At 42.8% G+C, this 13,719-nt stretch carries 11 protein-coding genes; 5 read left to right on the top strand and 6 right to left on the bottom strand.

Annotation, left to right across the window (positions count from 1 at the left end; genetic code table 11):
- Positions 1-5: 5 nt before the first annotated feature.
- Positions 6-740: a class I SAM-dependent methyltransferase gene (locus AC1RKC_RS13785; protein WP_020828282.1), complete on the bottom strand. Its 735-nt coding sequence runs from the start codon at positions 738-740 to the stop codon at positions 6-8.
- 161 nt (positions 741-901) lie between these two features.
- On the opposite strand from AC1RKC_RS13785, the gene AC1RKC_RS13790 reads away from it, so the two are divergent.
- Positions 902-1,354 (top strand): GNAT family N-acetyltransferase, encoded by a 453-nt coding sequence (locus tag AC1RKC_RS13790; RefSeq protein ID WP_187961828.1) that lies wholly within the window; start codon positions 902-904, stop codon positions 1,352-1,354.
- Positions 1,355-1,380: 26 nt separating this feature from the next.
- On the opposite strand, the gene AC1RKC_RS13795 is transcribed toward AC1RKC_RS13790, so the two are convergent.
- Positions 1,381-2,052 carry a winged helix-turn-helix transcriptional regulator gene (locus AC1RKC_RS13795; protein WP_046372807.1) on the bottom strand — a complete coding sequence of 224 codons (672 nt, stop codon included), beginning with the start codon at positions 2,050-2,052 and terminating at the stop codon, positions 1,381-1,383.
- 264 nt (positions 2,053-2,316) lie between these two features.
- On the opposite strand from AC1RKC_RS13795, the gene AC1RKC_RS13800 reads away from it, so the two are divergent.
- The gene (locus AC1RKC_RS13800; protein WP_052730602.1) at positions 2,317-3,102 is read left to right on the top strand and encodes a MipA/OmpV family protein; all 786 of its coding nucleotides are present in this window, start codon (positions 2,317-2,319) and stop codon (positions 3,100-3,102) included.
- 190 nt (positions 3,103-3,292) lie between these two features.
- Here AC1RKC_RS13800 and AC1RKC_RS13805 read toward each other — a convergent pair whose 3' ends face one another.
- A complete protein-coding gene (locus AC1RKC_RS13805; protein WP_020828278.1) occupies positions 3,293-4,228 on the bottom strand; it encodes a LysR family transcriptional regulator in 936 nt (311 codons plus the stop codon).
- A gap of 136 nt (positions 4,229-4,364) precedes the next feature.
- Here AC1RKC_RS13805 and AC1RKC_RS13810 point away from each other — a divergent pair, with 136 nt between their 5' ends.
- The 3 genes from AC1RKC_RS13810 to AC1RKC_RS13820 are packed head-to-tail and all read left to right on the top strand — an operon-like array spanning position 4,365 to position 6,552.
- Entirely contained in the window at positions 4,365-5,018 is a 654-nt protein-coding gene (locus AC1RKC_RS13810; RefSeq protein ID WP_258090508.1) for a DUF3313 domain-containing protein, read from the top strand.
- Positions 5,019-5,058: 40 nt separating this feature from the next.
- Positions 5,059-5,409: a DUF3302 domain-containing protein gene (locus tag AC1RKC_RS13815; protein ID WP_020828276.1), complete on the top strand. Its 351-nt coding sequence runs from the start codon at positions 5,059-5,061 to the stop codon at positions 5,407-5,409.
- 6 nt (positions 5,410-5,415) lie between these two features.
- The gene (locus AC1RKC_RS13820) at positions 5,416-6,552 is read left to right on the top strand and encodes an HlyD family secretion protein (RefSeq protein WP_493092611.1); all 1,137 of its coding nucleotides are present in this window, start codon (positions 5,416-5,418) and stop codon (positions 6,550-6,552) included.
- 646 nt (positions 6,553-7,198) lie between these two features.
- Here AC1RKC_RS13820 and AC1RKC_RS13825 read toward each other — a convergent pair.
- The 3 genes from AC1RKC_RS13825 to AC1RKC_RS13835 form a co-directional block, all read right to left on the bottom strand.
- Positions 7,199-8,650 carry a hypothetical protein gene (locus tag AC1RKC_RS13825; protein ID WP_493092612.1) on the bottom strand — a complete coding sequence of 484 codons (1,452 nt, stop codon included), beginning with the start codon at positions 8,648-8,650 and terminating at the stop codon, positions 7,199-7,201.
- The gene (locus tag AC1RKC_RS13830; protein ID WP_493092613.1) at positions 8,647-12,651 is read right to left on the bottom strand and encodes a DEAD/DEAH box helicase; all 4,005 of its coding nucleotides are present in this window, start codon (positions 12,649-12,651) and stop codon (positions 8,647-8,649) included. Before AC1RKC_RS13830 ends, AC1RKC_RS13825 begins: the two co-directional genes overlap by 4 nt.
- A gap of 399 nt (positions 12,652-13,050) precedes the next feature.
- On the bottom strand, positions 13,051-13,491 hold the full coding sequence (locus tag AC1RKC_RS13835; protein WP_493092614.1) for a nuclease-related domain-containing protein: 441 nt from the start codon (positions 13,489-13,491) through the stop codon (positions 13,051-13,053).
- Between the last annotated feature and the right edge of the window lie 228 nt (positions 13,492-13,719).

Here is a 13,719-nt window from a genome sequence, read left to right on the forward strand (position 1 = left end):
AAGCATTAAGCAGGTTTATGAGCGGCGAGAATAAATATCATTGGGCGCTCTTTTTCTTCGTCCAGCGCTGGGTTTTCTGCGATTTGTTGAGCCGAAGGGCCCCATTCGTTCAGATAGCTAATGACGAAGCCTTGCCGGATCAGCAAGTTTACGTAGCTGCCAAGCGTGCGGTGCTGCTTGATGACCCCATCTGCCAACCAATTTGAAATCCGCTGACCTTCCTGCTGATAGCCGTTAACCGGCCACGACTTCTGCCCGTTTTGATCGACCCACCATCCCTGATGCTGCGGTGCGGTATAAATGGGGTGCTCAGCGGTGAAGATAAACTGCCCGCCAGCCGCCAGCGCCTGATAAACCGTGGCGAACAACCGCGCCAGATCTTCGATGTAGTGCAGCGTCAGTGAGCTGTAGGCGATATCAAAAGACGCCTGCGGCAACTGAAGCTGTTCCAGATCCTGCTGGCGGTATTCAATGCCGGCATCCTGGGTCATCGACTGCGCTTTACCGAGCATTTTTTCTGAGACGTCCAACCCCAGTACGCTTACGGCACCTTGTTCACGAGCGCTGCGGCAGAACCACCCGTAGCCGCACCCGAGATCGACTACGCGCTTGCCGTGCAAATCCGGCAGTATGCTGCGGATAGTCGGCCATTCCGGTGCGCCGTCCAGCCCGTTCACCGAGCGGCTGAGCTGAGCATAGCCGTCGAAGAAGGCCTGATTGTCATAAATATTTTGCGTCATAATGACTCCTGTTTTGGTGAAATCGCTGCCGGTTAAGGGGCAGCGTCGCCATATTATCTGCCCACCCTGCTGATTTCCATGATAAAGGTCGTGCTAACCTTCACGGGTTACCGCATAATTTTACGCCAGAAAAAGAATGAAAAATCACCTCAGGAAAAGATATGAAGATTATTTCGGTGCGTCAGTCCCCCGAGTTTAAACAGCAAGCGATCGGTTATTTCCAACAACAATGGGCTTCGGAAGAAACGCTGATGATGTATGAGGATGCCATCACTCGTTGCATCGGTGCGGCTAATCCATTGCCGCAGTGGTATTTGCTGGTGGATAACAGTCAGATCCTGGGGTGCGCAGGATTAATCACCAATGATTTCATTAGCCGCGGTGAACTCTATCCATGGCTGTGCGCGCTGTATGTGGAGGAGGCCCACCGTAACCGCGGTTACGGCACGTTGTTGATTAACCATGTAGCGGATGAGGCTCGCCAGCTGGGTTTCCCACAGTTGCATTTGTGTACCGATCTGGAAGGCTACTACGAGAAACAGGGGTTTGCCTTTAATGGGTTGGGTTACCACCCCTGGGGTGAGGCTTCGCGAGTGTATACACGGGATCTGTAAGAGGATTAACGGGCTCTGATAGCCAGTTAATAACGCTTTGGCAGCCGGTTAACCGCCAGCAAAATACCTTTTTCGACGGTAATATAATCTCCCTTGCGCAGGTCAGATAATATTTTCATGATGCCACTGCGCGAGAGCTGCGTTCGTTGCTGAATATAGCGTGGAACCGTAGTGGATAAGCGAAAGGCTTCTTTTTCATTCATTAGCATCAGCAAGTGATTGCAGACAACCTCGTAGGCATCGTTGCCTGACAATAACCTGTCGCGGATGCTCAGAACTTGGATGACATAGGCTTGTATATGCACTAAGTTTTGCCAAAGGTTTTCCCGTGCCAGCGTTTCCAGCACATCACTTTCCTGGTACATCACCAGTTCAACCGGTGATTCGGCCAGGAAAAAGATCAACTCTTTAGGGAAGAAGGTTTCCGCGATACCGGCGAGCGAGGGTTCTCTAAAGTTGGCTATTTTCAAACCATCACTGTCGCGGCATGCGGACATTTCACCGGACTGGAGCAAGAACCAATGCCGAATGCCATTGTGAAATAAGCGAATTTTTTTGCCCGCTGGAAAAGAACATTTTTTACCATAGGGCATTAAGGCGTGCTTAATCGCCAAGATATGCTCTATCGGCTTATCATCTTTATTAAATAAAGTGGCTGAGTTTCTTTTCCCAAGAGTGAAGAGAACGTCTGTTTCCATAATGTCATGTTCCAGGGGCGTAAATTTATTACGGTGAAGCCAGGGTCGAATTTTTCCGCATACTATATTATGCCTTGTAGCTATGCAATTATGCAGCTCTGTCTGGTGGGTGGTGGCGGGCAGTGAATGGTAAAATAGGGTGAATATGATTAAAAATCAATTTGTTGCCTGGTGTGCATTTTTGGACACTTAAGCCGCTATCAGACAATTACCCTGGTGGAGTAGTATGCACGGCGTTTGATGCTCCCACTATGGATGATAATAATGAAACCGTGCTCAGATTTTCTAACTCCTCGTATTAGGGGGAGTAAGTTTAGTATTTCGCTTTCGCTAATTTTCGCTTACCTTATTTATTCGCCTTTTTCAGTTGCAGCGAGCTGGTCCTTAGGGGCAGCTGCGATGGTGAATGATTATGGTTATGTTGATACCGATGCTAAAACCCAGGGATTGCCCACGTTAAACTATGAGAAAGGGAACTTTTATATTCACTCTTTGGCGGCGGGATATTATCTGCTGAATATGCCAAAGGATCAGATTTCGATCATCACCTATTATTCCCCCCTGGGTTTTGATCCGGATGATAGCAATAACAGCCAAATGAAAAAGCTGGATAAGCGCGATGGCACAGTAATGGCCGGGATGGCCTTCACCCATAAAGAAAAATGGGGGGTTATTCGCGCATCGCTGGCTGGTGATACCCTTGATAACAGTAACGGTGTGGTAGGGGACGTGGCCTTCCTGTATCCAATCAAGGCGGGCAAGCTACGCCTTGTTCCCGGTATTGGCGCGGTCTACAACAACGGTAACCAGAACGATTACTACTATGGCATTGGCCATGCGGAGGCAAAAAGCAGCGGTTTCTCAACGTATTCGGCCGGAGAGAGCTGGAGCCCTTATGTGGAGCTGAGCGCCAACTACCAGTTTAACGAACATTGGTATGCCTTGGCGTCAGTGCGTGCCGTGCAGCTGAGCAGTGAAATCACCGATAGCCCAATGGTGGATAAAGATATCTCCAGCCAGGCTTTACTGGGCGGTGGATACCGATTTTAAGCTACATGTTAGTAAGCCTGTGCCGCCTTCAGGGCATGCGTGCCTGTCTGCTCTGGCGACGCGACCAGGTTGCGAGCGAAGTGACGATCGGGAAAGACCGGTAAACGAGTAACTGTCGACGGTTCGGAAAGACGAACAGCATCACCTCGCTTCGGCGGGGTTTTGCTTTTAGTGTTTGTGGCCGTTATCGCTAAATCAGGCGCTGCTCATGCAATTTCATATTATGCATGATGCTGTCCATCATCACCTGAACCCTGTGGGGTAACACCCCACGCTGGCGATAAATAAGAAAGGCTTGCATATCGATACAGCGCTCACGTTCAATGCAAGGCATCAGTGACCCCGATTCTAGCGCAGAAGCGACGGAGTAATAAGGGGCATAGACGATGCCAAGCCCCTGTTTTGCCAGCTCGATGGCCGGCAGAATATTGTCGCATATGCTGCTGCCGGTGACTGCTACCTGCATCAATTGGCCCTGAGAACTATAACAGCTCCAGGTATTGTGGCTCCCTCCCAGCACCCGCAAGGTAATGCAGCGATGCGCAGTCAGCTCCTCTGGCTCGACAAGAGGGGCGTTCGCGATATAGTCCGGTGAGGCAAATAACCCGACGCGAAAACGGGTCAGGGGCCTGGCGATCAGGCTTTCATTTTGCGGCTGGAAGAAACTGATCAACAGATCGCAGTCACTGTCGAATACCGCACCGTACTTCTTCTCGCGTTCATCCGGATTGCGGGTGACCAAATCGACGATCAGCTCCGGCGATTCGCGTAACAGCGGCGGCAGCAGATAACGGGTCAGGAATGAATGGATACCAATTGGTGCGCCCAGCGTCACCATGCCATTCAGACTGCGTTTATAGGTACCTGATATATCGAGCAGATCGTTATGCTCATCTAACAGCTGAGTGGCTCGGCGTAAAAATTGTTCGCCAAACTCGGTTAGCGACAAGCTGCGCGGGGTGCGTAAGAAGATCTCCAGGCCAAGCCGGCGCTCCAGCGCCGTCAGGGTGCGCGACACATTTGACTGTGGCATGTCTAGCCGCTGAGCGGCCTTGCTGACGCTGGCCGTTTCGGCAATGCAGCGAACGATCCTGAGTTCGTCGATCTTGAAGTCTTTTGATTTCACTCTACGCGCCAGTCTGATTTTGTATATCAAAAATGATATACATTTTTGCCTGTATTGTCATATGACTTATCAGTCACTAGCGGGTACTATTTCGATTAATTATTTATTGCTTATTAAATTAATATTGGAAGTTATGATGAGAAAAAAACGTGCGGCCATTTTGCCCTTGGTATTCATTCTGGCCGCTTGTTCATCCAAGGTCACCGAAAAAGAAAAGTATTCTACGTTCCTGAATAATTACAATGATATTACCCAGGGGGAATCGGCCTCCGGTAAGGACGTTTTATATTGGAAACAAAATAACGTTGACTATTCTAAATATAAATATTTGGTTTATCAGCCGATGATCTATTTCCCGCGTCCGAAACCCACTGAGATGGTAAGCCAGCGCGCACTTGATAATATCCTGAACTACACCAACCAGCAGTTTAAGCAGTCCATGGCATCCCATTTTATCTTAGAAGATGTGCCACGTGAAAATACGCTTATTTTCCGAGGGGCTATAACGGCTATCGATACCCATAAGAAAGGGCTTCAAGTGTATGAGGTACTGCCAATCACGCTACTGGTGGCGGCAACACAGAGCGTAACCGGTCACCGCACCATGGAGAGCTCTGTGTATATGGAAGGCGAGTTTATCGATGCTTCGACTAATCAGCCGGTTATCAAAGTGGTGCGCAAAGCGTCCGGAAATAATTTGAATAATGAAAAGGCAAAACTCACCGTGGACGATGTTAAAAATGCCATTGATATCATTGCCAAAGATATCAAAGAGTATAAGACAACATAAGCCTCGATGCGTTATTTAGCGTTACCAGCCAGGGTGTAGCATGTTTCTAGATTATTTTGCTTTAGGCGTATTGATCGCCGTGTTTTTGATTTTATTTTACGGCGTGATAATTATTCACGATATTCCTTATTTGCTGGCCAAAAAACGGCAACATCCCCATCAGGATGCCATTCACGTTGCAGGCTGGGTCAGCCTGTTTACCCTGCATGCTATTTGGCCACTGCTGTGGATTTGGGCGACGTTATATCGGCCAGAGCGGGGCTGGGGCATGAGCGAGAAGGCCGAACACCCTGAAGTGCTGCAAGCGCGAATTCATCAGTTACAAAGCGAGTTGCAGCGAATGCAGATGCCCGCTGCGGATGAAAGCTCGTCGTCCAATAAAGGGTGTTGAAAGGGTATGGATCTCTTAATTATTCTCAGCTACGTAGCGCTGAGCTACGGCGTTTTCAAACTGTTCCGTATCCCCATCAATAAATGGACCGTGCCGACCGCGGTATTGGGCGGCATTTTTATCGTAGGAGCTTTGATTCTGGGGATGAATTACAACCATCCTTATACCTACCGGGCGCAGAAAATCGCTGTTTCGGTGCCCATTGTTCCCCAGGTATCGGGAGTGATTGCCGAGGTTACGGATAAGACCAATGTGCTATTGCATAAGGGCGATGTGCTGTTTCGCCTGGATGATACCCGCTACCGTGCCCGGCTGAGCAAGCTGCAGGCAGATCTTGCCAGCGCGCAGGCGGATGTCAGAACACGACAGGCTACGCTAAATGAGTCCTCGGCCAATGTGCAGCGGGTTTATGCCGAGTATGAACGCACGCGCCAGGATTATCAGCGTTACGCCAAAGGCGCGGCAATGGCAGTTAACCCTTTCTCGGAACAAGACATCAGCCATGCCCGGCAGCAGTATCAAGCGCAATCTGCAGCGCTGCAGGCTGCCAAAGCTCAGCATCAGCAGGCGCAGGAGCGGCTTTCGGGCCACTACAACGGTGAGGACGCCCGCATTGCCAGCCTGAAATCACAGATTGCGGAAGCGACCTACAATTTGGAACAAACGACCATTCGAGCACCCAGCGAGGGTTATGTTACCCAGGTGCTGGCTCGGCCTGGCACCACCGCAGTGCGCTTGCCGTTCAAGCCAGTGATGATTTTTATTCCACAGCAAAAACGGCAGGTGGTGGCGGTATTCCGTCAAAACTCGATCCTGCGTTTAACCCAGGGCGATAAAGCCGAGGTGGTATTTAACGGTTTGCCGGGGAAAATCTATGGCGGCTCGGTCACGCGGGTGCTGCCGGTAGTCCCCGACGGCAGCTATCAGGCCAGTGGTGTTATGCAAGGGCTAAACGTTGGCGCTCAGCAGGAGGGGGTTTACGTAATGATCGATTTAGACCCTGTTCCCGCGCTGGACAAATTGCCCGATGGGGTTATCGCACAGGCTGCGGTCTACACCGAGCACTTTGAGCATCTTTCCATCATGCGCAAAGTCCTGCTGCGCATGACCAGCTGGCTGCATTATCTCTATCTGGATCACTAACGACCAGTGTGCGCTACAGACACAAAAAAGCCCGCAACGTGAATTGCGGGCTTTTTCGTTATTGTCACCGGATCTATCTGGGGTCACCGGTGACCTATTTGGGCTGGCGTCCCTGTGATTGTTTTTGCAATTATTTGATATTATTGTATTTTTCATAGGTTATTTTAGGGTTCCAAATAGGAACCCTAAAACAGAGCCACAACACTACGCATGATACTAACATGCTTGTTGACGCTCTGCAGCATGCTCAATGTGAGTGTTATGGGATTGTGGCGGCACACGAAAATAGGACGCGGTATGGGAGTATTCCCTACAAATACCCACTTAAAATTGACCGAGTATTTTATGCTCAACCTAATCAACAGACAATATTTTGTAGATCTACTTAGGAGTTTTTAGGTATCCAGTACCTTCATACATTCGCACAATCTACTCATAGCACTTGAAGGGAAGTTAGAGGCTCTTCCATTAGCGAAGAGGGGGAGTAAACTTCGTATGGATATGTTACATTTATAAACTAGTCCTACTAAATAAAATAAGATAGAAAGAAATATGATTTATTTACCTGACCCTAGAACGCTGGGTCAGGTTGAGTATGTCACTGAGTATAAAGCTTTTGCTTTGTGATTGAATTGTCTCTACTACACTATAGTTTTTGCTGAAGTATTGGGATGAAATACTTATTTCTGACTTTCTGATCTTCCTTTACATCCTTTTTCTCAAAGTAGTCATTATAACTGGTTTGAAGTATAGTCCAATTCAGAAGGTTGTTCGATACGTCTGAAATTACTTTATTTTCAAAACTCACGTATCCTACCGGAAGAGAAACCCCCCGCTTATCATTCAACTTAAAATGGAATAAACTTGCGACCAGCACACCAGGGATAATTAAAAATTCTGCATCCTCACCACCATATTGAATAGGGAGGTCCAGCAGCTCGACATTAGATAACTTCCAAAAATTATTACTTAGCGCAATCGATTCTTGAAAACTATTACAAGTCATGCCTAATACAACTTTTGATGTACTCTTTCTTTTGTCGAAAAAGGCGTAGATTTCATCTATTAATTTATTTAAATCAGTGGTTTTCCCCCATGTTTTAGATTCTGAATTTGTGAGCCAAATCAAACCTGAACTCTCTGGTTTATCTTTAAATATAGACTTGATCCTATAAGATAAAAGCTCCCTATTACTTTCAGTGTAAAAATTACCAATTAGCATAAAAGTATCATCATTTATTTTTGCTAATCCATGCTCATAATGATTAACTAAAGCCTTAATATCAAGAGTTCTAGCACCATCATCCCAATACTGAATGAGGAATGGATCATTTGATGCAGCAAGATAATCGTTAAAACTATCATGCTGATCTTTCGCCACATCAACCTCAATAGTTGAATCCATTATAGAGAAAAAGGACTTATCTTCATCCCATTCATCAACTGTTTTGGAAGCATACTCCATTCTCAGAGTACTTGGTGATTCAGTGTCTATGAAATATTCGACCTCAAGAGGTAGAGTCGCATCGTATCGATCTGTAACCTGATTTATTTTATAAAGTTCTTTTATTTCTGAAAAAACATCTTCCTTCAGAACTAGTTCTCTGAATAAATTGAAGTTAGTATCGAACGCGCTTTGCGCTTTGTTCAATAAATTACGATAACATTCATCTGGTAAGTTCAGTGAAATATTAAAATCTTGTGAACTGGAACGTCTGACATCACTAGACAATATTCTAAAACTATACAGTTCAAACTCAACAGGTGAAGTCTCATCGGTTACTTCAAAAAAAGTAGGCCTCAGGTTTCCGTCTTCTTCTGTAAACTTACTCATCGCATAGTAAGTAAGCTTCACTTTTCCTTCATGCCACTCAATCAGATTTTCTTCTTGTAAATCATCTATAATTGCAAGAATCTCTTTATTTGTCAGGCCGAAGTAACCTTGTATTGTATCTAAGGTCGTTGAGGATAATGTATGAATCAGCCTTATCACGAACTCTTTAACTACAGGTAGTTCTCTTTTCTTACTAACAGTGTAATCCATAAAAAAAGACTTCATTGGTAGACCAAAGCAAACCTTATTTAATGCTATTCTCATTTTTTGACCTCCAAAGAAGATGAATTGATAACAGAATATTCTTCACTATTATGTTCTGAAATATATTTATATACTCGACCAAAGGCTGAGCCTTCATTACGATTTTTCCACATATCAGAATTGCCAATGATAAATAATGCCTCTTTGGCGCGAGACAGTGCCACGTTCGCTCTATTTTCTGACGCTACGTATCCTTGGCTACCGTTCAAATTACTTCTAACAAGGGAAACGATGACAATATCGTTTTCTTTACCTTGATAACTATCTACTGTATCTACTTTAATGATTCCCCTTTCTAATAACGTTCGTGCCCAGGCTACTCTATTAATTTCTCTAATCAGGTATCTAACTTGTTCGCCATACATGCAAATAATACCAATTTTGGGATCGTTGTCTTCAATCAAGAGATCTTCGGAATTTTTGTTTGAAGACAACTTATTTAGAAGTTCCAATATTATTTCTGCTTCATATTTATTAATGTAGCTCTTATGATTCGCATTTTTTGTAGTTGGTCTAGATTCAAATGAATTCTTTTTAGTTTTACTCGTATCAATCCAGGTTACAGGAGTGCATACATCTTCAAACAACTCCAAATAAGCCTTTTTAGTTTTACCTCTACCAGTTTCTAAACCACCTTCTTCTATGTAAAAACATTCTGATACTAAGTTTCCAACAGCCGGTATCATTCTATATTGGACTTTCAAAAATCGGCCAACAGTTTTCCCGTAAGTGGAAACAAAGGCTCTTTCAAAATCACTGCGCTTTAACTCATCAGTGCTAACGTTTGGTAATATTCTTTTTGCTGCTTTGATATGTTCTTCATCGAACAAAGGTGGTAACTGTTTGTGATCTCCAACAAGGAGGACTTTACGTCCGACCTGCATTGCTATTGCAAGCTCACTTGCAGGGGATCTGGCAGCTTCATCAATAACAACTAAATCATAAATGTTCTCTTGAATTCCATAATGATTTCGGCCGATCCCAACACAGGTACCGCATACTAATGTTCGAGTTTTGGCTAAGAAGTTTTGGAATTGAGATTGACTTGAAGCCATAACACTCAGCCACTCATTTGATATAGAAATGATGTTATTAAACTTTGATATTAAGTTTTCTGAGAAAATTTCATAGTGTCTTGCTAACGCTGAATAAATGAATTCTCGATAGTTGGCAAGCTCAATATTATCTAGATTAAGAACAAGGTCTGCTCTGCGAACGAAGAATTCAGGTAGCTTCTCACGAAATATTTTAATGTGTTTTATTGAAGCGATTTCCGAATCACTATCTGTATCTTTCATGCGAGAAATAATACGATCTAATTGTTTTCCAAATGATCTTTCAAACTCAGTAGCAATGCGAGTAAACTCCTCATCTAAACCTATTTCCTGCGCAACTTTGGCGATGCGTTCTTCATATTCAGCTTTAAATCTATCTCTATAATGTTCTTGAAGGGCCTTTTCTCCCACATCATCAAGCTGTTCAGAAAGGACATGCTGATCGCCAAGACGCACAATATCTATCGATGTATCATTCCTTCCAAATAATGACTTAACTTTCTCTGTAGCATTGTTCACAGCCTCATGTGACTGACTCACCAAAAGTACTCGTCTGGCTCCATTTGAAATACAATAGTGTATAAAAGATCCAATAAATGCAGTCTTACCAGTTCCCGGAGGGCCTTGAAGTAAGCTAATAGGTCCATATTTATATAAACCTTTAAATGCATCTTTCTGTTGCTCATTTAGCTTAAAGAGCACATTGCCATCATGATCTAATTCGGTATATAAATCGAGTTGTGCATCAGTTGGCTCTTTATGCTCTGAAGGCTTTACATTGGCTCCGGGTGAGAAGTAATCTGCGATATTACTTATAATACTTCGATTGTTGACAAGGTTTTCTGTTGCTGATTTTCTCTTATTTAATGACGATGCCGACAATGCCCCTTCAAGAACTAAGGTATCACCAAGCTCAATTCGAGCTTTACCCCAGATATTTATCGCCATCGAATTTGGACCAATATCTGCAATAATTCCAATCCTTCGAAGTTCACCATGTCTATCAGAGTATACAAATACACGCTCAGTATTAAGGTTGAAATCTAAAGTAGCACCTTCACTAGTGTACTGGAAAATGTACTTATCACCTTGTATTCGGGGGTCTGTAGATATTTCAACTCTGGGATTACTTTCATGCTCGGTATCAATTAGAGCTTTCCATACAACTCTCACATCTGTTACTTTTGAACTCTTAATATTAGATAAAGCAAGCAAGTCGCCACTAGAACTATTCTCTTCGGAGTTTATGTCGTTATTCAAAAGTTCTTTGTATGTAGGGCTTTCAAGAATTATATCAAAAAAATCTTCAGAAGATTCACTTTGATATTTACAAAAATGAATCTCTCCATTTAATTCTAGAGTTGATCTCTTTTTGTTTTTGATGAAATCATTATGTCTGATTTCATCAAGATTGGCGGATACAATGAATTTCTTTTCCGGATGCACTAATATGCTCAATCTATGTTTTACACCCGTAATTCGAATTGAAACTAGATTGTTATCCTTACCTTTATTTACTTCGATATCTAAATAATATTTACCATCATCAGACAAGAATGTTCCTTGTTTGATTTGAAGATTTTTATGATAAACATTATAGGTGGCTACAAGTTTTAGAGGAGGAGGCGTCATTATGTCCTCTAGCTCATCATGTAGCTTTATGATTTCTTGGTGAGAAATTTCAGGAAGTTTAATTAATTCATTTAAATATTGTAGTAAATGTGTGAACTGCGTCAAATTAGCCAATTCATTAATTATTTTTACCACAGCGTAGCGATCTATACTCGCCTTAGAGAGATTTTCATGGTTAGAAGGTGCGTAAGTAGGAGTATATTTATTTTCATCGAACTCTATAATATCGATAAAGAACAAACCGTTCTCATTAACGATAATATTCTCAGGATGAATGTCACCATGATATATATTTGCGGAGTGTATCTCTATTAGTGAAGATAATAATTCCTTAATTCTCAATATAGAAATATCAATGCTACTAGATATTGTAAACTGCTGCCAGGTAATGCCTTTTATCCACTCGAATTGGATAAAAGCACATGTCATTTGTGGATTAAGGCCATAATCTATAATTTTTGGTAAGCACTTTAGGTCAGCATTTTTCCTGATGTCAAGTCTGTTGAAAAAAGACAATAATTGATTATTTACTCCACCATCATTCGAGACATCATTGATACCAAACCAAGCTTTCAAACCAAATGATTCATCAGCTGCTTTTAAAAAAATGAAAGTTCCTTCAGCCTTAACATGATTAGTATTACCAAAATTGACATATATATTTTTTGATGAGTGATAAGTTGAAAGTAAACCTAATTTATCTTCACTACTAGACTCACCAACATTCAATAGCTTATTTAGTTCAGTTAAGGCTTCTCGTAAGTCCTTAAAGCGGGCCGCAGCTTCTAGCTCTAACCCCCTTTCAAACCATTTCTCAAGTTGTATGCTAATTGGGTTATCTTTAATTGGTTGCCAGAGGTAAATTCCATCTTCCTTTATTGGTGGTTTACCAAATGCAATATAGTGGCAAGCGGCGGTAGCCAAATATACATCACGAGTAAAATGTGTACCATCTGTATCTTCAAACAATTCTTCAGGTGTGGATACTTGGTTGTGCTGAAGTATTTTACGGATATTTGATACTGTTTTATTTTGTGGGTCTGGATATGTTGCAGTTAGAAAATTTGATAGTACTACCTTACTTGGCAATGACACCCAGATGCTATGATTGCCAATGTCACGGTGTGCGACTTCAATATCATGAAGGTTTGCGAGGTGATTGACTAGAGCTTGAATTAGATTTAGTCTATTTTCATCAGTAAGCTTTTTATTGTTTTTTCTAATGAATGTATCAAGTCTTTCTTTTTTATTTGGCCATTCATATAACTCCACGAAGTCAGATGATAATTCACTTGGTAAATATTCTAGTCTCAAGAATGTATCCTTGAGGTCTTCATCTTGGCTACTTATGTAACCCAGTACATCACTTTCCCTATGTGCAATGAGCGATCGTTGCTCAGGTGTTTTAGCATGCTCAATGATACATGGAGACGTGAAGTCCCACCTACGCATAATAGCTTTATAATTGGGATTATCAGACCGTTGACTTTGATATTCAGCGTATAGTCCATCTCTGTGCTGAAATAAATGTTTTCCTTGTAGTATGTAATTGTTTACTGAGTAATTCTTTGCTTTGAAATCTGCGCTATTATTAGAGAAAATTTTATCCCATTGCTTTAAGTTTTTATTAGGGGCATCTTCCTTACGTTTAATTGTCCATGTTTTGTCTTTGAAGTATTGTTTGTAAACCTTATCATCGCCAATTTTCGAGAATTATTCTAACGTAAATACGTACTCCTGTTCATCTGATGGGAGATCATCCTTTGTAGCAGACCCGCAGAGCACTACACAATAATCTACCCACGGGACAAAACGGTTATTTAACCTTTCTTTCAATTTAGTTGCTAAAATTTGAGCCGATCTCCTTGCCTGCCGTACACCATTACTACGGTGTTCTTCTCGGCCATCTGGGAACTGCACAACCCATTTACCATCGTTAGAGAATATTTTCCCAGACCATTTTTTTAATTCTACGTTTATGATTCTATCATGCGTAATTAAAATTAGATCGCCTTCAAACTCATTGCTCTGTCTACCGCGCATTTCTAAAGAAGAATAACCCTTCCAAGTATTTGGCAAAGTAGCTTCAAGCTTTTCATTAGCTTCTCTTTCGTAGCCATTAATTCCTAAAGGGTCTAAGCATTTTATTTCCATTATTAGTCCTGTAATAACAGTGTTCTAACTAACTGTGACCGCATTGGCTACTGTTAGCCTTCAATTATGGTTCATAATCACAGCATTATAATCTATTCTTTTTGTGATTAAAACGTAACAACCTTCTGATCTGTTACCCTTGAGTTAGCACCGATTGATCTTTGTGACCTGCTCCCCGTTGCAATGCTGATTTTGCTGCGGGGCTTTTACCGTTCCCCAAGCCCGAAA

It is taken from the genome of Serratia sp. GW822-FHT06E05, from assembly GCF_058799445.1.